This window comes from Banduia mediterranea (assembly GCF_031846245.1).
Taxonomy (GTDB): domain Bacteria; phylum Pseudomonadota; class Gammaproteobacteria; order Nevskiales; family Nevskiaceae; genus Banduia; species Banduia mediterranea.
The window spans coordinates 85605-106582 of record NZ_JAVRIC010000008.1; the positions used below are offsets into that span (position 1 = coordinate 85605).

General features: G+C 63.1%; 21 protein-coding genes. 3 read left to right on the plus strand and 18 right to left on the minus strand.

What is annotated here, in order from left to right; genetic code table 11:
- Positions 1–66: 66 nt before the first annotated feature.
- The 13 genes from lpxA to rpsB all read right to left on the minus strand — a co-directional run bounded on the left by lpxA (position 67) and on the right by rpsB (position 12601).
- Positions 67–840: an acyl-ACP--UDP-N-acetylglucosamine O-acyltransferase gene (gene lpxA, locus RM530_RS07730; RefSeq protein WP_311364645.1), complete on the minus strand. Its 774-nt coding sequence runs from the start codon at positions 838–840 to the stop codon at positions 67–69.
- The gene (gene fabZ / locus RM530_RS07735; RefSeq protein WP_311364646.1) at positions 837–1328 is read right to left on the minus strand and encodes a 3-hydroxyacyl-ACP dehydratase FabZ; all 492 of its coding nucleotides are present in this window, start codon (positions 1326–1328) and stop codon (positions 837–839) included. The genes lpxA and fabZ overlap by 4 nt, the downstream gene beginning before the upstream one ends.
- Entirely contained in the window at positions 1294–2355 is a 1062-nt protein-coding gene (lpxD, locus tag RM530_RS07740; RefSeq protein WP_311364647.1) for a UDP-3-O-(3-hydroxymyristoyl)glucosamine N-acyltransferase, read from the minus strand. Before lpxD ends, fabZ begins: the two co-directional genes overlap by 35 nt.
- A 19-nt stretch (positions 2356–2374) precedes the next feature.
- A complete protein-coding gene (locus tag RM530_RS07745) occupies positions 2375–2869 on the minus strand; it encodes an OmpH/Skp family outer membrane protein (RefSeq protein ID WP_311364648.1) in 495 nt (164 codons plus the stop codon).
- A gap of 61 nt (positions 2870–2930) precedes the next feature.
- Positions 2931–5180, minus strand: a complete 2250-nt coding sequence (gene bamA, locus RM530_RS07750) for an outer membrane protein assembly factor BamA (RefSeq protein ID WP_311364649.1) — start codon at positions 5178–5180, stop codon at positions 2931–2933.
- A 77-nt stretch (positions 5181–5257) separates the two neighbouring features.
- Positions 5258–6619, minus strand: a complete 1362-nt coding sequence (rseP, locus tag RM530_RS07755; protein ID WP_311364650.1) for an RIP metalloprotease RseP — start codon at positions 6617–6619, stop codon at positions 5258–5260.
- Entirely contained in the window at positions 6612–7811 is a 1200-nt protein-coding gene (locus tag RM530_RS07760; RefSeq protein WP_311364651.1) for a 1-deoxy-D-xylulose-5-phosphate reductoisomerase, read from the minus strand. Before RM530_RS07760 ends, rseP begins: the two co-directional genes overlap by 8 nt.
- Positions 7811–8632, minus strand: coding sequence for a phosphatidate cytidylyltransferase (locus tag RM530_RS07765; RefSeq protein WP_311364652.1), 822 nt, complete (start codon positions 8630–8632; stop codon positions 7811–7813). The genes RM530_RS07760 and RM530_RS07765 overlap by 1 nt, the downstream gene beginning before the upstream one ends.
- Positions 8632–9351 carry a polyprenyl diphosphate synthase gene (gene uppS, locus RM530_RS07770; protein ID WP_349256192.1) on the minus strand — a complete coding sequence of 240 codons (720 nt, stop codon included), beginning with the start codon at positions 9349–9351 and terminating at the stop codon, positions 8632–8634. Before uppS ends, RM530_RS07765 begins: the two co-directional genes overlap by 1 nt.
- Positions 9352–9373: 22 nt before the next feature.
- Positions 9374–9931 carry a ribosome recycling factor gene (gene frr / locus RM530_RS07775; RefSeq protein ID WP_311364653.1) on the minus strand — a complete coding sequence of 186 codons (558 nt, stop codon included), beginning with the start codon at positions 9929–9931 and terminating at the stop codon, positions 9374–9376.
- A 19-nt stretch (positions 9932–9950) separates the two neighbouring features.
- Positions 9951–10676 (minus strand): UMP kinase, encoded by a 726-nt coding sequence (gene pyrH, locus RM530_RS07780; RefSeq protein ID WP_432276081.1) that lies wholly within the window; start codon positions 10674–10676, stop codon positions 9951–9953.
- A gap of 258 nt (positions 10677–10934) precedes the next feature.
- Positions 10935–11813 carry a translation elongation factor Ts gene (gene tsf / locus RM530_RS07785; RefSeq protein ID WP_311364655.1) on the minus strand — a complete coding sequence of 293 codons (879 nt, stop codon included), beginning with the start codon at positions 11811–11813 and terminating at the stop codon, positions 10935–10937.
- Entirely contained in the window at positions 11810–12601 is a 792-nt protein-coding gene (gene rpsB / locus RM530_RS07790) for a 30S ribosomal protein S2 (RefSeq protein ID WP_311364656.1), read from the minus strand. The genes tsf and rpsB overlap by 4 nt, the downstream gene beginning before the upstream one ends.
- Positions 12602–12982: 381 nt before the next feature.
- Here rpsB and map point away from each other — a divergent pair, with 381 nt between their 5' ends.
- The 3 genes from map (at position 12983) to dapD (ending at position 17479) form a co-directional block, all read left to right on the plus strand.
- Positions 12983–13747, plus strand: a complete 765-nt coding sequence (map, locus tag RM530_RS07795; protein WP_311364657.1) for a type I methionyl aminopeptidase — start codon at positions 12983–12985, stop codon at positions 13745–13747.
- Positions 13748–13828: 81 nt separating this feature from the next.
- The gene (gene glnD, locus RM530_RS07800) at positions 13829–16552 is read left to right on the plus strand and encodes a [protein-PII] uridylyltransferase (protein WP_311364658.1); all 2724 of its coding nucleotides are present in this window, start codon (positions 13829–13831) and stop codon (positions 16550–16552) included.
- Positions 16553–16660: 108 nt separating this feature from the next.
- Entirely contained in the window at positions 16661–17479 is an 819-nt protein-coding gene (dapD, locus tag RM530_RS07805) for a 2,3,4,5-tetrahydropyridine-2,6-dicarboxylate N-succinyltransferase (protein ID WP_311364659.1), read from the plus strand.
- A gap of 125 nt (positions 17480–17604) precedes the next feature.
- Here dapD and RM530_RS07810 read toward each other — a convergent pair whose 3' ends face one another.
- Genes RM530_RS07810 through cydP form a run of 5 tightly spaced genes read right to left on the minus strand, consistent with a single transcriptional unit; the run spans position 17605 to position 20929 of the window.
- Positions 17605–17898, minus strand: coding sequence for a cyd operon YbgE family protein (locus tag RM530_RS07810; protein ID WP_311364660.1), 294 nt, complete (start codon positions 17896–17898; stop codon positions 17605–17607).
- Positions 17895–18017: a cytochrome bd-I oxidase subunit CydX gene (gene cydX, locus RM530_RS07815; protein ID WP_311364661.1), complete on the minus strand. Its 123-nt coding sequence runs from the start codon at positions 18015–18017 to the stop codon at positions 17895–17897. The genes RM530_RS07810 and cydX overlap by 4 nt, the downstream gene beginning before the upstream one ends.
- 10 nt (positions 18018–18027) lie before the next feature.
- Complete coding sequence (gene cydB, locus RM530_RS07820; RefSeq protein ID WP_311364662.1) at positions 18028–19167, minus strand: cytochrome d ubiquinol oxidase subunit II; 1140 nt, start codon at positions 19165–19167, stop codon at positions 18028–18030.
- A 12-nt stretch (positions 19168–19179) separates the two neighbouring features.
- Positions 19180–20736 (minus strand): cytochrome ubiquinol oxidase subunit I, encoded by a 1557-nt coding sequence (locus RM530_RS07825; RefSeq protein WP_311364663.1) that lies wholly within the window; start codon positions 20734–20736, stop codon positions 19180–19182.
- A complete protein-coding gene (cydP, locus tag RM530_RS07830; protein WP_311364664.1) occupies positions 20726–20929 on the minus strand; it encodes a cytochrome oxidase putative small subunit CydP in 204 nt (67 codons plus the stop codon). Before cydP ends, RM530_RS07825 begins: the two co-directional genes overlap by 11 nt.
- Between the last annotated feature and the right edge of the window lie 49 nt (positions 20930–20978).

Genomic DNA, 20978 nt, shown 5'->3' on the forward strand with positions numbered 1-20978 from the left:
CTCCCGCCTGACGGACCGTACCTCGGGTTTCCCCAGGTCCCCGGTCCCGGGTCCCGGGCCCCGGCCTCATCGCTGCAAGGCCCGCTTGGACTTCTCGATGAACTCCAGCCATTGCGCCGAGATCAGCGAGTGTTCGGCGCGCTGACGCAATTCGTCCTTGATCGCCGCGATGAGTTTTCCGGAACGGTAGACCAGCTTGTAGATATCTTCGACTTCGTCGATCTGATCGGGCGTGAATCCGCGCCGACGCAAGCCTTCCTTGTTGATGCCGCGCGGCGCGGCCGGCTGACCTTCGCTCATCACGTGCGGCGGCAGATCGCGCAGGATCACCGCACCGCCGCCGGAGAACGCATGCGCGCCGACGCGGCAGAACTGGTGCACCAGCGTGTAGCCACCCAGTGCGGCCCAGTCCTCGATCGTGACGTGTCCAGCCAAGGTGGTGCCATTGGCGAGAATGGTGTGATCCCCGACGAAACAGTCATGCGCGATGTGGGCCTGCGCCATGATCCAGTTGTCGTCGCCGACACGCGTCAGGGCTTCGGCCTTGAGCGTGCCGCGCTGAATCGTGACGTATTCGCGGATCGTATTGCCGTTGCCGATTTCGACACGGGTGTCGTCTTCGGGTCTGGCCGACTTGTCCTGCGAAATCTCGCCGAGCGATGCGAATTGAAAGATCCGATTGCCCTGCCCGATCATCATCGGTCCGCTCAGTACCACGTGCGGCCCGATCCAATTGTCGTCACCGATCTCGACGCCGGGGCCGACGATGCTGTACGGACCGATCGTGACGTCGTTGCCGATCCGTGCCGCGGGATCGACGATGGCCGTCGGGTGAATCATGCCTGGGCGTCATCCGCCTTCACGCCACCATTGCGCAAGGCGCAGAGCATGTCGGCTTCGCAGGCCAGTTCGCCGTCCACGGTGGCGCGGCAGGAAAACTTCCAGATGTCGCGCTTGTGACGCACCACCGTGGCCACGAATTCAAGGCGATCACCCGGCACGACCGGGCGTTTGAACCGCGCGTTGTCGATGCCGGCGAAGTACAGCAGCATGCCGGACTCGCGGCGCACACCCGAAATCTTGATCGCCAGCAAGCCACAGGTCTGCGCCATCGCCTCGAGGATCATCACGCCGGGCATGATCGGCACTTCCGGGAAGTGCCCCGGAAAGAATGGCTCGTTATAGGTGACGTTCTTGATCGCCGTCAGCGTTTTTTCGGGGTCGTAGCCGATCACTCGGTCGACCAACATGAAAGGGTAGCGATGCGGCAGCAACGCCAGGATGTCGCGACAATCAAGCAAGGTCTGGTTCACCGGTATCGTCCCCATTCTCTCCGGAATCAATCTGCAATATATGTTCGAGCGCCCTGAGCCTCGCCTCCTGCGATTTCAGGCGGCGCAGCCGCGCCACGGTACGGCGCCATTCGCGCGCCGGCTCCACGGGCATGCCGGAACCATACTGCCCTGCGTTCGGCAAGGACTTGGTCACCATGGCAAAGCCGAGAATGATCACATCGTCGCCGATGACCAGATGCCCGTTGATCCCGCAGCCGCCGCCGATCAGGCAGCGCTGGCCGATGCGGGTACTGCCGGCAATGCCGACACAGGCCGCGATCGCCGTGTGATCGCCGATGTGCACGTTGTGCGCCACCTGGATCTGGTTATCCAGCTTCACGCCGCTTCCGATCACGGTATCGTCGATCGCGCCCCGATCGATCGTGGTGTTGGCGCCGATTTCGACATCATCACCAATACGCACCGCGCCCAACTGCGGAACCGCGACCCATCCCTCGGCGGATTGCACATTACCAAACCCGCGGCTGCCGATGACGGCACCAGGGTGGACCCGGCAGTGAGCGCCCAGCACGCAACGCCGCCCGACCCACACGCGCGCCTCAAGCCGGGTGTCCTCGCCCAGAACTGCGTTCCGCGACACCACGCAAGCGGCACCGACCGACACGCGCTCACCGATCACGGCACCCGCCTCGACGACCGCATTCGGTCCGATCCAGGCGCTGCCCGCGACCTCGGCCGATGGGTCGACGACCGCGCTCGCATGCACGCCGCCACAGACTTTCGGTTCATCGTCGAAGCGCGTGGCGACGCGCGCGAATGCGAGATTCGGATCGCGTGCGATCAGGGCATTGCCGGCATAGTCGCCCGCAACCGCTGGCGTCACGATCACCGCCGACGCCAGCGTCGCGTTCAGCTGGCTTCGGTATTTCGGATGGGCGACAAAGCCGATGCAACCGGGCTTGCCCGGCTGCAGCGTGCAGACACCGGTGATCTGCGTCTCGGGATCACCCTGCATGTCCAGGCCGAAGGACTTGGCAAGTTCGCCCAGCCGCACCGTCATCGAAGCCGCCTGCACCCTGTTACTTGGTCAGGCGCTGCAGCACGTCGTCGGTGATGTCGATGCCGTCGGCCGCGTAGACCGGATCCTGCAATACGGCATCCACACCCTTTTCCTTGGCGACGGCGGCGATCACACCCTTGATCTCCTCCATCATCTGGCCGGACAGCTCGCGCTCGCGATTCTGCACGTCTTCCTGGAACTGCTTGCGCTTGTAGCCGAAGTCGATCTGACGTGTGTTCAGATCCTTCTCGCGCGCATTGCGGTCCTGAGGCGACAGCAGATCGGCCTCCTGCTGGAACTTCTTGAGGTCGGCTTCGAGCTGCTTGCCTTCGGCCTGCAGTTCATTGGCACGACGCTCGAAGTCCGCCTTCATCTTGGTTTCCAGCGCCTTGTACTGGGGCGACTGGGCGACCAGCGCATTGGCACGCACCGTTGCGATCTTGGTCTGGGCCAGCACCGGCGCACTCACCAGCACGGCGGCCGGCAGGGCAATCACAGCAATCAAAGTCTTCATTACGTTACGCATAAATGTTCTCGCGGAAAAAGCTGAATAGTTTGGTATCGGAGGTTTGCGATCAGAAACCGGAACCGAAGGTGATCTGGAAGCGATCGACCTCATCTTCGGGTTGCTCGTTGAGCGGATACGAATAGCTCAAATTGAGAATGCCCAGGAACGGCGTGAACCAGCGGAAGGCGATGCCCGCCGAGCGACGCAGCTCGTCGAACTCGAATTCCCCAGGTTCGGCGAAGACGTTACCGATATCGAAGAACGCCGCCAGCCGTGTCGAATTGCCATCCGCCGCGAACGGCAGCGGAATGATCAACTCGTTCTGCATGGTGGTACGCAGTTTGCCACCATAAGGGTTGTCGTTCGGCGTGTCGCGCGGCCCCAGCGTGCCGTCGCGGAAACCACGTACGGTGCGCGAGCCGCCGGCGAAGAAGTTCTCATACGGCGGAATCTTCTTGGTACTGCCGTAGCCATCGGCATAGCCAACCGTGCCGTTGATGTCGAGGAAGAAGCGCTTGTAGATCGGTATGAACTGCTCCGCGTTGAGACTCACGGTGTAGAACGTCAGATCGCTGCCCGGCACTGCAACGTCAAGATTGAGCTGCTGCAAGGAACCGCGGCTGGCGAAGATCGTGCGGTTGCGCGTATCCCGGCCGATGCCGGTGCGCGCCAGGAAGTTGACGTAGTGCGAACCATTGTCGACCACAAAACTCAGCACTTCGTCGCTCGATGCGCTGGCGAAGGTCTCCACCGCCGTATCCTCGATGCCGCCGCCGAGACGAACGGCCACGAATTCCGACAGCGGAATGCCGTAAATCAGGTTTGCAGAAATCGTGTTGGTCGAAAAGCCCGAGCTGTAGCGAATGATGCGGTCGGACTTGCGGTAGGTCGTCGAGATGGTCTGGCTGATGCCGTCCTCGGTGAAATACGGATCGGTCCAGGAGAAGCTCAGTTGCTTGGAGTAGCTGTTGTTCTCGGCCGTGACCGCGATGCGGTTGCCGGTGCCCATGAAATTCGAATGGGTCACGCTGCCGCTGAGCACGAAGCCCGAGGAGCCCGAGAAGCCGACGCCGAACTGCACCGAACCCGGTGGCCGTTCCTTGATCGTGTAGTTGATGTCGACCAGATCGTCGGTGCCGGGCACCGGCTGCGTGTCGACTTCGACCGACTCGACGAACGCCAGACGCTCAAGGCGTACGCGCGAGCGCTCGACCGCGCTCTTCGAAAACGGCGCCGCTTCAAGCTGACGCATCTCGCGACGCAGGGTCTCGTCGTTGGTGCTGCCGTGCCCAGAGAAACCAATGCGATGGACGTAGGTTCGCTTGCCCGGCTGCACGAAGTAGTTGAGCGTGACCTTGCGCGACTCGTCCTCGACTTCCGGAATCGGCGTGACTTCGGCGAAGGCGTAGCCCACGTCCGACAGTGCGGCCTCGATCCGGTCGGCGCTCTCGGTGGCCTGCTTGCGCGAGAAGGTATCGCCCGCGTTGGTCGTCGTCAGATACTCGAGAAACTTCTCGTTGAGTATCGTATCGCCCGAGAAGCGCCGGTCTTCGACCGTATAGACCTGCCCCTCGTTGACGTTGATCGTGATGTAGATTTCCTTCTTGTCCGGCGACAGCGCGACCTGAACGGAAAGGATTTCGAACTTGAGATAACCACGATCCTGATAATAGGACTGCAGCGTTTCCAGATCGCCCGACAACTGCTGCTTGGAATAGCGGTCGGTGCGCTGGAACGGCATCCAGTTGGTGCGGTGCAGCTCGAACTGCTCCAGCAATTCCTCACGCGGAAATGCCGTCGCACCCACGATGTTGATCTCCTTGATCTTGGTGACCTTGCCTTCGGTGACCTCGATCTCGATCTTGACGCGGTTGTTGCCCTGCTCGATGACCTTGGAATCGACTGCGACGTCGTAATAGCCGTTGGCGTAGTACTGACGACGCAGCTCCTGACCGACACCATCGAGCAGCGAGCGCTTGAACAGCTCGCCCTCGGCGAGCCCGAGCTGGCTCAGGGACTCATTGAGTTCGTCGCCGCCGATCTTTTCATTGCCCGTGATCTCGAACGAGGTGATCGCCGGACGTTCCTTCACATTGACGATCAGCGTGTCGCCCTCGCTGCTCAGCGATACGTCCTGAAACAGGCCGGAACCGTAGAGCGCGCGCACCGATTGCCGGGCGGTCTGCTCGTTGAGCTGGTCGCCCACCTGAACCGGCAGATAGGTCAGCACCGTGCCCAGGTCGAGACGCGACAGGCCTTCGGCGCGAATGTCCCGGATCGTGAAGGCGCTGAACGCCTCGGCACGCGCCGTCAGCATCGCCAGGCCAATCAGGACGAGCAGGAGGAAACCACGCTGCGCGCGCGCTGCCGAAGTAGACGACGGAATACCTTGCATTAGCCGATCAATCGCATGATGTCGTTATAGAAAGCGAGCCCCATCAGCAGCGCGAGAAATGTCAGCCCGACCTGCTGGCCGACTAGCTGCGCACGTTCTGAAACCGGGGACCCCTTGACCGCCTCCACCGCGTAATACAACAAATGTCCCCCGTCCAGCATGGGCACTGGCAGGAGGTTCAAAACCCCGAGACTGACGCTGACCACGGCCACGAACATCAGAAACGCCACCGGTCCGGTCTGGGCCGAGTATCCGGCGTACTGGGCAATCTGGATCGGCCCGCTGACGTTCTTGATCGAAACATCGCCGATAACCATGCGATAGAGCATGCGCAAGGTCAGCCACGACATCTGCCAGGTTTCGGAGACCGCGACCGGCAGGGCCGCGACGATACCCAGACGGCGCTCGGCGCGCAAATCCTGCCATAGGCGTTGTGCGCCGCTGAGGTCCGGAGCGGCCCCGATCCGCCCCACGGTCTGACCGTTCTGCTCGATCGATCCGAGCGCGATTTCCACGGTCTGCGGGCGACCCTCGCGTTCGATATCGATGCTCACACGCTGATTCGGACGCGCCTGGACCCAGCTGACCCATTGCTGCCAGTCAGCGATCGATTCGTCTTCCGCGCTGACGATGCGATCGCCCGACTGCAGCCCGGCCGCGGCGGCGGCTTCACCGGCCACGACTTCGCCGAGCACCGGTGGAATCGGCGGCCTGAACTCCTGCAGACCCAGGTCCGCGAACAGATACTGCGGATCGACGCGCACCTGATCCAGCGGCAGCGACACATTGCGTATCTGACCGTCCCTGCCCTGCACTTCAAGGCGCACGAAGTCCTCGCCGAGTGCGTCCTCGATCAGACGCGTGCGCAGTTCCTGCCACGTCGTGATCGCGCGATCGTCGATGCGCAGCACCAGATCCTGCTCGCCGAGCCCGGCTACGGCCGCCGCGCTGGCAGCCGGTGGCGCAGCGATGACCGGCTTCATGTCCGGCACGCCGATCACGTAGACCGCCCAGTAGGCGACGGCCGCCAACGCGAAATTGAACATCGGCCCCGCCGCGACGATTGCAGATCGCTTCCACAAGGCCTGCTGGTTGAAAGCGCGATGCACTTCTTCGGGCACGACCTCGCCTTCGCGCTCATCGAGCATCTTCACGTAGCCGCCCAGCGGAATCGCCGACAGCACATATTCCGTGCCGTCCTTGCCGGTACGCTTCAGCAAGGGTCGCCCGAAGCCGATCGAATAGCGCAGCACGCGCACGCCGCAGCGACGCGCGACCCAGAAGTGTCCGAATTCGTGGAATGCAACCAACACGCCGATGGCGACGATGAAGCCGCCCAGCGACCACATCAGATCAAGCATGCATCACCTTTGTGTCTAGTCCCGCGATCACGGACCGGGCGGCATCGCGCGCCCAGGCATCGATCGCAAGCACGGAATCGAGATCGTCCGCATCGGGCAAACCCGCGCCCTCGGAGCGGTCCAGGGATTCGTCGATCACCGACGCAATCCCGGTAAAACTCACGCCGCCGGCCAGAAACGCCTCCACAGCCACTTCATTGGCGGCATTGAGTACATTGCTGGCGCGGCCGCCTGCCTGAAGCGCCTGACGAGCCATGCCCAGGGCCGGGTATCGTGCGGACTCCACCTCCGAGAAATGCAGCTTCGCCACCTCGGCCAGCGACAGACCACCGACACCGGACTCCCAACGCTCCGGCGCCGCCAAGGCATGCGCGATCGGTACGCGCATGTCGGGCTGCCCCAGCTGCGCAAGCATGGAACCGTCGCGGTATTCCACCAGCGAATGGATCACGCTCTCCGGGTGCAGCACCACGTCGATCGATTCCGATGGCAACCCGAACAGCCAGCGAGCCTCGATCAGCTCCAGGCCCTTGTTCATCATCGTCGCCGAATCGACGGAAATCTTGGGACCCATCACCCAGTTCGGATGACGCACGGCCTCGGCCGGCGTCACATCTCGCAACTTCGACAACTCGGTCTCCCTGAACGGACCGCCGGAGGCGGTCAGAATGATGCGGCGCACCCCGGAGTCCGGCGTTCCGCATCGATAGCCTTCAGGTAGACACTGAAAGATCGCATTATGTTCACTGTCGATCGGAACCAATGTTGCGCCGGCCGTGGCGGCGGCCTGCATCATCAGCTGGCCGGCCATGACCAGCGGCTCCTTGTTGGCGACCAGTACACGTTTGCCAGCCCGCACCGCCGCCAGCGTCGGTAGCAGGCCTGCGGCGCCGACGATCGCCGACATCACCAGATCGGCCGCCTCATGCGCCGCCAGTTGCGCCACCGCCTCAGCACCGGCCAGCGCCTCGGTTTCAGTGCCTGCCAGCGCATCACGCAACTCCGCCCATTTCGAGGCGTCCGCCGTCGCGGCGTAGCGCGGCTGGAACTCGCGGCACAATGCAACCAGACCGGCGATGTCCCGATTCGCTGTCAAGGCCAGCACCCGCAGGCGCTGCGGATGACGACGCGCCACGTCCAGAGTGTTGCGCCCCACCGTACCGGTCGCACCGAGTATTACGATCTGGCGCATCACAGACCCAATCCGTAAACGCCCAAGGCCATCAGGGGCGCGACCGCCAGCAGGCTGTCGACACGATCGAGCACACCGCCATGTCCGGGCAAAAGCGCGCCGCTGTCCTTGACCCCTGCATGTCGCTTGAGCAGGCTCTCGCTCAGGTCGCCGATCACCGAGACTACGCTCAAACCGGCGCACAGCGACAGCCACAGCAGCCAGGGCCGCTGCTCGGGCGCGAACAACAGCAGGGCCATGCCGGCGGAAGCCGCGACCGCGGCGACGAAACCGCCGACAAAGCCTTCCCAGGTCTTGCCCGGCGAAACGCGTGGCGCGAGCTTGTGGCGGCCGAAGCCGCGGCCCGCGAAATAGGCGCCAATATCGGCGGCCCAGACGATCACGAAGGTCGCCAACACAAACAGCGTCCCGTTCGAGGCGTGCGCGTGCAGCGCCGCGAGACCGCTGATGGTCGAAGCAAAGATCAGCAAACCGATGCCGGCCCGCAGGGCCGGTGACGGGCGGCTCGGCGAGAAACCGGCGGGATAGCGAACGATCCATACCAAGGCGATCAGCCACCACAAGGCTGCGCAGCCCCACAACAGCAGATGCCCGAATGCCGGCAGCGCAAACACCGCCAGTAAAATCAGCAGCGCACCGAGAGCGACATAGCCGAACTTCGCCGGCGCTGCCGAAAGCCCGCTCAGCGCCGCCCATTCATGCGCGGCCACCAGAGCCGGGGCGGTGAACAGAAGCGCCAAGCCGGTGGTCGGCAGGAACCAGATCGCAGCCACCGCCAAGGGCAGCAGCACCAACGCCGTGAGCACGCGCTGCAACAGCATTACTGGGCCTCCGGCACGCGGCCGAAGCGACGGTTGCGGTTGGCGAACCAGGCAATTGCAGCACTCATCTCGTCCTCGCCAAAGTCCGGCCACAGAGTGTCGCTGAAGTACAGCTCGGTATAGGCCAGCTGCCACAGCATGAAATTGCTGATGCGCTTCTCGCCACCGGTGCGGATCATCAGATCCGGCGCGGGCGCGAAGGCGGTGCACACCGCGGTGTCGATGGCTTCGGCCGTGATTTCCCGACCTTCGCGCTGCAAGCGGCGCGCGGCCTCGGCCACATCCCACTGGCCACCGTAGCCGACGGCGATCACCAGATCCATGTGGGTATTGCCGGCAGTGGCGGCCTCTGCCTGTGCCATCTGCTCGCGCAGCGAGGCCGAGAACAGATCGTGGGCTCCGATGAAGCGCAGACGCACATTGTTCTTGTGCAGGCTCGCAAGCTCACGTTTGAGCGCACGCGCGAACAGCTCCATCAGCAAGCGCACTTCCAGCGCCGGACGCTGCCAGTTCTCCTGACTGAATGCGAACAGCGTCAGGGTGCCGACACCGGCCTTGTGACAGGCGCGCACTGCGGCACGCACGGCGCGCACGCCAGCACGGTGTCCGCTGACGCGCGGACGCTGGCGCTGCTGCGCCCAGCGTCCGTTTCCGTCCATGATGACGGCAACGTGCTTCGGTACCGCCTGCGGCGGCAATTCGGGTGGGTTCAGGCTCATCCCGGAATCAGGGCAGGCCGCCTTACAGCGACAGCATCTCCTTCTCCTTGGCCACGACGAGTTCGTCGATCTTCGCCACCCACTGATCGGTGATCTTCTGAATCTCGACCTCGCCGCGCTTTTCCTCGTCGGTGCCGATCATCTTTTCCTTGACCAGATCCTTGATCGACTGGTTGGCATCGCGGCGCACATTGCGGACCGCGACCTTGGCCTGCTCGGCCTCGGTCTTGATCACCTTGACCAGATCGCGCCGGCGCTCTTCGGTCAGCGGCGGCATCACGATGCGGATCACGGTGCCGGCGGTGTTCGGCGTCAGGCCGAGGTCCGATTTCATGATCGCCTTCTCGATGGCGCCGACCATGTTCTTTTCCCAAGGCGTGATCGAGATCGTGCGGGAGTCCTCCACCACCACCGTGGCGGCCTGGGAAACCGGCATTTCGGCGCCGTAGTAGTCCACCCGCACATGATCGAGCAGGGCCGAGCTGGCTCGACCGGTACGCACCTTGGCAAACTCGGCGTTGAGTACGTCGATCGCCTTGCTCATGCGCTGCGCGGCGTCCTTCTTGATGTCTTCGATCATGGGAATTCTCGCCTGATGTTTAGTGAACGAGCGTGCCGACGTCCGTGGCGCCCTGAACGATCTTGAGCAGCTCGCCGGGGCTCGTCATGTTGTAGACCCGCAGTGGGATTCGATGGTCGCGGCACAACAGGATCGCGGTCTGGTCCATCACCGCCAGGCGACGACTCAAGACTTCGTCGTAGCTCAACTCGCTGAAGCGCATCGCCTCGGGATCCTTCTTCGGGTCTGCCGTATAAATGCCGTCGACCTTGGTCGCCTTGAGCACCAGATCGGCTTCGATCTCGGTGGCGCGCAGCGCGGCCGCCGAGTCTGTGGTGAAGAACGGATTGCCGGTCCCGGCGGCGAATACCACGATACGGCCCTTCTCCAGATGGCGCACGGCGCGGCGGCGAATGAAATCCTCGCAGACCTGATTGATGCGAATCGCCGACATGACGCGCGCATTGAGGCCGATGCGCTCGATCGCATCCTGGATCGCCAGGGCGTTCATGACGGTCGCCAGCATGCCCATCTGGTCGCCGGTAACACGGTCAATACCACCCTTGGCGAGACCTTCACCCCGGAAGATATTTCCGCCGCCGACGACCACGGCAACCTCGACCCCGGCTTGCGACACCGTCTGGATTTCGTGCGCCAGTTGCATCATCACATCGCTGGAGATTCCGTAATCCAGCGAACCCATCAGGGCTTCGCCGGACAGCTTCAGAAGAATGCGCTTATAGGCGGGTACAGTGCTCATTCCCACACCCCAAGTGGCGTCGCCAGCCGATCCGCAGGAAGTCCGTTCAACGCCGCATGTTTGCTCATGATTTTTCTGATCGTCGTCCAAGCTGCAAGACAGGCCGTATTTTTTTTGGGTGTGCGGGCGGGCCACCCGCACGCCGAACGGCGAAACATACCTCGGCGCGAACGTTCGAACCCGCGAGCCGAAATGTCGCGATATGCGCCTAAAACAAGGCCCCGTTACCGGGGCCTTGTTCGATCCACGGACCGGCGACGGAGTTTACCCCATCGTCGCCTGGGCAGTGGCCATGACCTCGGCCGCAAAATCCACCTCGCTCTTCTCGATGCCTTCGCCGACCTCGAAGCGCACAAACCGGGCCACTTCGGCACCCTGCGCCTTCAACAGCTTTTCGATCGTCTGATCCGGGTCCTTCACGAACGGCTGGCCCAGCAGCGTGATTTCGGCCAGGAACTTGCGCAGCCGTCCTTCGATCATTTTCTCGACGATCTCGATCGGCTTGCCGCTTTCCTCGGCCTGCGCCAACAGAATCTTGCGCTCCGCATCCTGAATCTCGGCCGGAACTTCCGCAGCCGAAATGAACTTCGGCTGCGACGCGGCGATATGCATCGCCAGATCCTTGGCCAAGGCCTCGTCACCGGACTTGAGCGCGACGGCCACCCCGATGCGCGAACCGTGCAGGTAGTAGCTGAGCGCTCCGCCGGCATTGTCGAGCACCTGGAAGCGGCGCACCGTCATGTTTTCGCCGAGCTTGGACACCAGACCACGACGGACTTCGTCGAGCGTGCGGCCATCGCGCGACAGCTGCAGCAGCGATTCGACCGTCTCGGGTCGGAACTCCAGCGCGAGTTCGCCGGCCAACTGCGCCATCGCCATGAAGTCGTCGGCCTTGGCGACGAAGTCGGTTTCGCAGTTGACCTCGACGATCGCCAGCGCATTGCCGCTGGAAGCGACCGCGATGGTGCCATCGGCGGCAACGCGCGAGGCCTTCTTGTCGGCCTTGGCCATGCCGTCCATGCGCATCTTTTCGATCGCGGCATCGACATCGCCGCCGGTCGCTTCGAGCGCCTTCTTGCAGTCCATCATCGCCGCGCCGGTACGCTCGCGCAGCTCCTTGACGAGTGATGCGGTAATGCTCATTCCGCCGCCCCCTCGGTTTCGGCGCCAGCCTCCACCGGAGCGGCCACGGCGGCAGCCTTCGGTGCAGCGGTTTCGGCCGCTTCGGCCGCACGGCGCGTGGTCACGGAGCTGCGGCCTTCGATGATCGAATCGGCCAGCACCTGGGTGTACAGACGGATCGCACGGGTGGCGTCGTCATTGCCCGGCACGACGCTGTCGACCGGCGACGGGTCATTATTGGTGTCCACTACCGCAATGATCGGAATGCCGAGCTTCTTGGCTTCCTGAATCGCGATCTTTTCGTAACCGGTATCGATCACGAACAGACAATCCGGCAGGCTCTGCATCTGCTTGATGCCGCCCAGCGAACGACGCAGCTTCTCGATTTCACGCTGGAAGTTGAGCTGTTCCTTCTTGACCAGACGCGTGATCGAGCCATCCTCGACCTGCTTTTCCATCTCGGTGAGGCGTTTGATGGACTGCTTGACCGTCTTGAAGTTGGTCAGCGTGCCACCGAGCCAGCGCTGGGAGATGTACGGCATGTCGCAACGCGCGGCTTCGGTCTCGATCGCCTCGCGCGCGGCGCGCTTGGTGCCGACGAACAGAATGCGACCGCCGCTGGCGGCCAGGCGGCTCGCATAGTTGCAAGCGTCCTTGAGCATCGGCAGGGTCCGCTCGAGATTGATGATATGAACTTTGTTCCGCTCGCCGAAGATGTACGGCTCCATACGCGGATTCCAGTAGCGGGTACGGTGGCCGAAATGGACACCGGCCTCCAGCAACTGGCGCATCGTCACAGTCGAAGACATGGTTTGACTCCTTGGGTTTTGGCAAATCGCACCTGGTGTTTCGTCTTGCGACGCAACCCAAGTCAGGTGCGAATGGATTAGCCTCTTTTGCCGCGCCGGCCGCCGGTCATCAATGACCCTGAACAGCAACCGCGTTGCCAAAAAAGGCGGCGCTTTATACCATATGCGCCCCTGCCGGACAATGCTCCTCAGCCCGTCCACACGTCACCGTCGACCTGCCACACCGCAATGCCGCGTTTTCGGTGCGGCGCAATCGACGACCGCACAGGGCAGTCGTGACGCCTCGAGGCAGCCCCGGCCCCGTCGACGTAAACTTCATCCTTTTATCCCGGGCGTCGGCCGTGTTTACCGGCCCAGTCTGCGGTCAACCGGTTTCCATCAATGTCCTTCACACTCAAATCGCCCGAGGAACAGGAGAAAATGCGCGTTGCCGGCGTTGCCGCCGCACGCGTCCTGAGCATGATCGAGCCGCACGTGCAGCCCGGCGTCAGCACCGACGAACTGGACCGGATCTGCCACGACTTCATCGTCAACGAGCTTCAGGGCATTCCGGCCAACGTCGGCTATCGCGGTTTCCCGAAAACGCTGTGCACCTCACTCAATCATGTGGTCTGCCACGGCATTCCGGGCGACAAGAAGCTCAAGCGCGGCGACATCATGAATATCGATGTCACCGTAATCATCGACGGCTTTCACGGCGACACCAGCAAGATGTACTTCGTCGGCGAACCCAGCGTCCTCGCGCGCCGACTGGTCGACACCACACACCAGGCGATGCTCGAAGGCATCCGACAGGTGCGCCCCGGCGCCACGCTCGGCGACGTGGGTCACGCCATCCAGGTGCACGCGGAGTCGAACGGCTTTTCTGTCGTGCGGGAATATTGCGGCCATGGCATCGGCCGGATCTATCACGAAGATCCCCAGGTACTCCACTACGGTCGCCCCGGAACCGGGCTGGAACTGATTCCGGGGATGACCTTCACCATCGAGCCGATGCTCAATGCCGGCCGCGCCGAGGTGCGCCTGCTGCCGGATGGCTGGACCGTCGTGACCAAGGACCACTCGCTATCGGCGCAGTGGGAGCATACGGTGCTGGTTACCGACGATGGCGTTGAAGTGCTGACCCATCGCGACGGCGAGTGGTGATGCGGATACTCTGATCGGGAAATCCGAAAAGTACGGTGCGGCGCCGCAATCGCGCGCTTCTTGCATACAGCGGCGGAAGTCATGACGAAGGCAACGGACGAGAGTGCCATGGGTGCGGAATTTGAAGTCGCGGAAGAGCAATCGCTGTTCAGCGCACGGAAAATACAGGCGATGCTTCAGTCGGATTCACAGCCGATCAAAGCTTTTCGCGACACATTGGCGTGGGGTCAGGAACGGCTCTACAACTTCTTCCATGACGGTGCGCCCGCCGAATCCCTGGTGCGCGCACGCGCCTTTCTGGTCGACGAGGTTCTGAGAACGGCATGGCAGCGCACGCTGCCGAATGCGCCGGCGGGCATATCCCTGGTCGCCGTGGGCGGTTACGGCCGCAGCGAACTGCTGCCCCACTCCGACATCGACATCCTGCTGTTGTTCGACGGCGACGTGCTCGATGCCAACCGTCAGGCGCTGGAGCAGTTTCTTGCATTCATGTGGGACATCGGCCTGGAGGTCGGTTCCAGTGTGCGCAGCATCACCGACTGCGTGGAATATTCGCGCGACGACCTGACGGTCATCACCAATCTGATGGAAGCGCGCTATCTGGATGGTGATACGAAACTGTACGCCTCGCTGGAGGCGGCGCTGGCACCGGAGAAGGTGTGGCCAGTCGAGCGCTTCTTCCGCGCCAAGCTCGAGGAGCAGTCCGCGCGTCACCGCAAGTTCGACGACACCGGCTACAAACTCGAACCCAACGTCAAGGAAAGTCCCGGAGGGCTGCGCGATATCCAGACGATAGCCTGGGTCGCCAAGCGGCACTTTGGCGCGCAGACCTTGAGCGAACTGCGCGAACGCGGCTTTCTGAGCAAACAGGAATGCGACGAACTGTTCGGCGGGCAGGACTTTCTGTGGCGCGTGCGCTTCGCCCTGCACATGCTCACGGGACGCAAGGAAGACCGCCTGCTGTTCGACCATCAGATCAAGGCGGCCGGCCTGTTCGGCTACGTCGACCAGGATCACAATCTGGCGGTCGAGCAGTTCATGCAGCTGTATTACCGCACCATCAAGTCGCTATCCTGCCTCAACGACATGCTGTTGCAGCTGTTCGACGAGGCGATCCTGCGCGGCGACGAAAATGCCGACGCACAGCCATTGAACCGCCGCTTCCAGGTTCGTCGCGGCTTCCTCGAAGCTACCTCCGACGAAGTGTTCCGGCGCCATCCGTTCGCGCTGATCGAGATTTTCGCCGCGCTGCAGAAGCATCCCGAAATCCAGGGTATTTCGGCGAGCACGCTGCGCCTGCTGCGGCGCGACCGGCGGCTGGTCGACGAAGGCCTGCGCGAAAACGGGCGCGCGCGCGACCTGTTTCTGCAGATGTTCCGGGAAGGCCGCGGGCTGACCCGGGCGCTGCGCAGCATGAACCGTTACGGCGTATTGGGCCGTTATCTGCCGAGCTTCGGACTGGTCATCGGTCACATGCAGTACGACCTGTTCCACACGCTGACGGTGGATGAGCATTCGCTGTACGTGGTGCGCAATCTGCGGCGCATGGCGATGGAGCGCTTCCGGACCGAATTGCCGTTCTGCTACGAGGTCATGGAACGCATTCCGAAAAAGGAATTGCTTTACCTGTCCGGCCTGTTTCACGATCTCGGAAAGGGCCGTGGCGGCGACCATTCCGAGATCGGCGCCGAGGATGCGACGAATTTCTGCCTCGACCACGGGCTGTCGCATGCCGACGCCGAGCTCGTCGCCTGGCTGGTGCGCAATCACCTGACGATGTCGCTGACGGCGCAGCGCATGGACATTTCGGATCCGCAGGTGGTGGCCGATTTCGCCGCCAAGGTCGGCGACCGCTCGCGCCTCGACTACCTGTTCCTGGTGACCTGTGCCGATATCCGCGCCACCAATCCGGCGCTCTGGAATTCCTGGCGTGAATCCCTGCTCAACGGCCTGTATCGCGCGACCACGCGGGCCTTCGAACGCGGCCTGCACAACCCGGTGAAAGCCTCCGAAGTGGTGGCCGAGCGCAAACAGCGCGCCCTCAAACTGCTGGCCGGCAGCGGCATCGACGAATCCGCTGCGAACAGCGTATGGGCGCGCTTCGACGAGGACTACTTCCTGCGCCACAGCGATGAGGAACTGGCCTGGCACCTGCCGGCGATCGTCGAGGCCGGCGATGGCACACTGCCGCTGGTTCTGGTGCGCGACCTCGAGGATCGAGGCACCACGGTATTCCTGTACACGCGCGATCGGGATCATTTGTTTGCGCTGTGCACCGGCGTGCTCGCGCAGTTGGGGCTGTCGATTCTGGACGCCCGACTGAACACCACCGCCGACGGCTTCGCGCTCGACACCTACGTCATGGTCGAAGGCGATGGCTCGCCGATCAACGACTCGGTGCGCCACCCGGAAATCGCGGATGCGCTGCGCCGCGTGCTGTCCGATCCGAACGTGTCCAGCATCACCATCACGCGGCGTGCGGCGCGCAAGCTCAAGAGCTTCAATACCCCGACCCACATCTATATCAGTCAGGACGACGTCCGCGAGCGCACAATTCTGGAACTGGTGGCGCCCGACCAGCCGGGTTTACTATCGATCGTCGGGCGCATTTTCCAGAAACGCGGCATCCTGCTCGACGCCGCGAAGATCGGAACGATCGGCGAGCGCGCCGAGGACGTGTTCTTCATTACCGACCGCGAGCACCACCGGATCACCGACGAAGACACGCTAGAGGACCTGCGCGAGGTGCTGACGCGCACGCTGAACCGTCGTGATGCCCCCGACGACGCCAGGATCGCCGCCTGACGGGTGGGACGGATGGACACGGGGCGGTATATTCGCGCCCCTGATGTCGTGAACGGCGCTGTAAAGCGCGTTCACCCATTCACCTGCTCCTCCACAACGCTGTGAACCATGACCGAAAAACTGAAGACGGCCATCGAGTCGGCCTGGGAAACCCGCGACCGCGTCAGCTCCGATGACGTCCAACTGCGCGATCAGGTCGAAACCGTGATCGAAATGCTGGACAAGGGTGCAGCACGCGTCGCCGAACCCGGCGAAGACGGCTGGCAGGTCAACCAGTGGCTGAAGAAAGCCGTGCTGCTGTACTTCCGCCTGCACGACAACGACATCGTCAAATGCGGCGCCCTCACCGGCTGGGACAAGGTCCCGCTCAAGTACACCAGCTACAGCGCCAATGACTTCACCGAACAGGGCGCGCGCGTGGTGCCGCCGGCCACGGTACGCCGCGGCAGCTTCGTCGCCCCCGGCGCGGTGCTGATGCCGTCCTACGTCAACATCGGCGCCTATGTCGGCGCCGGCAGCATGGTCGACACCTGGGCCACGGTCGGCTCCTGCGCGCAGATCGGCGCCAATGTGCACCTCTCGGGTGGCGTCGGCATCGGCGGTGTGCTCGAACCGCTGCAGGCCAACCCCACGATCATCGAGGACGACTGCTTTGTCGGCGCACGCTCGGAGATCGTCGAAGGTGTGATCGTCGAACGTGGCGCGGTCATTTCGATGGGCGTGTTTATCGGCCAGAGCACCCCGATCTACGATCGCGAAAGCGGCGAGATCAGCTATGGCCGCGTGCCGGCAGGCGCCGTGGTCGTCGCCGGCTCGCTTCCGAAGGACGGCGGCCGCTACCAGCTCAACTGCGCTGTCATCGTCAAACGCGTGGATGCCAGAACCCGCGAGAAGGTCGGGATCAACGCCCTGCTGCGCGACCTCTGAACCCCCGCATTTAATCCCTGCACCCGCGTTGCGGGCCTCACCGGTTCGCAACGCGAGTGCCCCTCGCGCGGCGCAGGCTCACTTCGCGGTCATCCCGAATACCTGCGGCGGCAGTAATCCAAGCTTCAGCCACGCACCAGGTAAAGCCGCAGACCGGCCAGCAGCAGGCAGCTCACACAGGCGGTTGCCGACAGCACCCAGCGCAGCACGCGGTGACGCGGCACGAAGCCGACCCCGCGCACGATGCCGGCAGCCATCGCCCATCCGGCCAGCGTCACCGCGAGGTGATCGGCGCGGCCACTGCCGTCGATCAGCACCTTCGGATAGGCCGTGATGCCGAACATCAGACACAAGCCGATCAGCAACGGCAGCCAGGCCAGACCGGTTTGTGACGGAGCCTCGTTCACGTCGAGGTTCATGCGTCGGGCGGGGGCCGGTCGGCTTCGCTGCGAGCCTCCTCGTTTTCGCCCCACATGGCGTTGAGGATCGCCAGCAAAACGGCAAAACCGACGCCTAAAACCCAGGTCAGATACCACATGAGCATGCTCCTAGTAAGCGCTGTGCTGGTTGCGTTCGATGTGATCGGTGTCGACCTTGCCGCGCATCACGCGATAGGCCCACGAGGTATAGATGATGATCAGCGGCATGAAAATCAGCACGCAATAGAACATGATCGATAGCGATAGACGTGTTGCCGTGCTGTCCCAGACGGTCAGGCCGTGGCCCGGCTGCGACGACGAGGGCATCACGAACGGGAACATCGACACGCCGGCGGTGCCGATGACGCCGGCGAGCATCAGTGCCGAGGCGACGAAAGCGCTGCCGGTACGGCCGATACGCAGCAACACCAGGGCGGCGATCGCACCGAGATAGGCCGCGACGGGAACCAGTATGGTCAGCGGCTGCGCCTGATAATTGGCCAGCCACAGGCCGGCGGCATGCTCCACGCTCTTGCTGGTGGGGCTGATCGCCGCATTGCCGTCGATCGCCGAGACGATGCGGTAGCCATCGATACCGAAGGCCAGCCACAGGCCGGCGGCGCTGAACGCCAGGAGCAGCAACAGCCCGGCCCCGTAGCCGACGCGTTGCGCGCGTTCGGCAATCACGCCGTCGGTACGGTGCGTCAGGTAGACCGCGCCGTGGGTCACGATCATTGCAGTCGAAACCACCCCACAGAGCAGGGCGAAGGGATTCAGCAACTGCCAGAAGCTGCCGGTGTAGTACGAGACCATGTTGTCGTCGAAATGGAACGGCACGCCCAGCAGCAGGTTGCCGAAGGCGACGCCGAAGATCAGCGGCGGCACGCTGGCGCCGACGAACAGGCCCCAGTCCCAGGTGCTGCGCCAGCGCGGATCGTGGATCTTGCTGCGGTAGTCGAAGCCGACCGGGCGCAGAAACAAGGCCCAGAGCACTGCCAGCATGGCCCAGTAGAAGCCCGAGAAGGCCGTGGCATAGACCACCGGCCAGGCCGCGAAGATCGCGCCGCCGCCGGTGATGAACCAGACCTGGTTGCCGTCCCAGTGCGGACCGACGGTATTGATGACCACTCGGCGTTCGACATCATTGCGGGCCACGAACGGCAACAGGCTACCGACGCCCATATCGTGGCCATCCATGACGGCGAATCCGATCAGCAGCACACCGATCAGCAGCCACCAGATCAGTTTCAGGGTTTCATAGTCGAGCATGACGATGCCTTCTCAGTGGTGCTGCGGTTCGGACTGGTAGCGGCCGGTGCCGAGGCTGCCCGGTCCCTGGCGCGCGAAGCGGATCATCAGATACATCTCGACGATCAGCAGGATGGTGTAGAAACCGACGAAGCCGGCCAGGGAGCCGTAGAGGCTGCCGACGCTCAGCGTCGACACCGACAGATGGGTTGGCAGCACGCCGTAGATGGTCCACGGTTGGCGACCGTATTCGGCGACGAACCAGCCGAGTTCGCAGGCGATCCACGGCAAGGGCAGCGACCATAGGGCCCATTTCATCAACCAGCGCTTGCGGTGGTCGTAGGGCTTGAGCGTGTGCCAGGCGGCGACCGTAAACAGCGCCAGCATCAGGAAGCCGATGCCGACCATCGCCCGGAATCCCCAGAACATCGGCGTGACCCGCGGAATCGTGTCGTTGACGGCGCGCTCGATCAGCTCCGGCGTCACCGTGTCCATGTCGATCACGTATTTGCGCAGCAGCAGACCGAAGCCGAGGTCCGCCTTGTGCTGCTCGAAGATCGCGCGCGCGGCGCTGTCGTTGCGGTCCGCGCGCAGCACAGCGAGGGCCTTGACCGCCTCGATGCCGGAAATGATGCGGATCCGGTTCTTGTCCTTGATTTCGAGGATGCCGGGGATTTCCCGGCTCACCGAACGCGTTCCGATCAGGCCCATGACCCAGGGGATCTCCAGCGCCCAGTCGTTCTTCTCCTCGGCCTGATTGGGCCAGGCGACGAGGTTGAAAGCTGCCGGCGCCGGCTCGGTTTCCCACATCGATTCGAGCACCGCCAGCTTGGTCTGCTGGGATTCGCCGACGGTGTAGCCGGACTCGTCACCGAGCACGATCACCGAGCAGACCGAGGCCAGACCGAACGCAGCGGCAATGCGGAAGCTGCGCTTGGCGAATTCGACGTCGCGGCCGCGCAACAGATACCAAGCGGAAATCGACAGCACGAACATCGCGCCGGTGACGTAGCCGGCCGACACCGTATGGACGAACTTGGCCTGCGCGACCGGATTGAACACCACCGCCCAGAAGTCGGTCAGCTCCATGCGCATCGTCTCGAAGTTGAACTCGGACCCGACCGGATTCTGCATCCAGCCGTTGGCGATCAGGATCCACAGCGCCGACAGGTTGGTGCCGATCGCCATCAGGATGGTCACCAGCAGGTGCTGATGCTTGGAGAGACGGTCCCAGGCGAAGAAGAACAAGCCGATGAAGGTGGATTCGAGGAAGAAGGCCATCAGGCCTTCGATCGCCAGCGGCGCCCCAAAGATATCGCCGACATAATGCGAGTAGTACGCCCAGTTGGTCCCGAACTGGAATTCGAGGGTAATGCCGGTGGTGACGCCGAGCGCGAAATTGATGCCGAACAGCTTGCCCCAGAAACGCGTCATGTCCTTGTAGACGAGCTTTCCGGTCATCACGTAGACGCTTTCCATGATCACCAGCAACCAGACCATGCCCAGCGTCAGCGGAACGAACAGAAAGTGGTAAAGCGCGGTTACGGCGAATTGCAATCGCGACAGATCGACTAGGTGCTCACTGATCATCACGCGGCTCTCTCATTGGAATCACTGGCGGCATCGGCGGAGGGCCGAGCACGGCGGAGGTGGCTTTGGCGTCGTCCACCGCCACGCGGTGATCGTCGACGAACAGCTGCCAGATCACCATGATCGCGATCAATTTAATGACGAGAATAATGATGATGTCGCGCAACAGGCGGCGATCGGTGAGTGGCAGCATACGGGCCCCTACGCGCTATTCATGCCAGCGAGCCTCACAATGAGGAGTC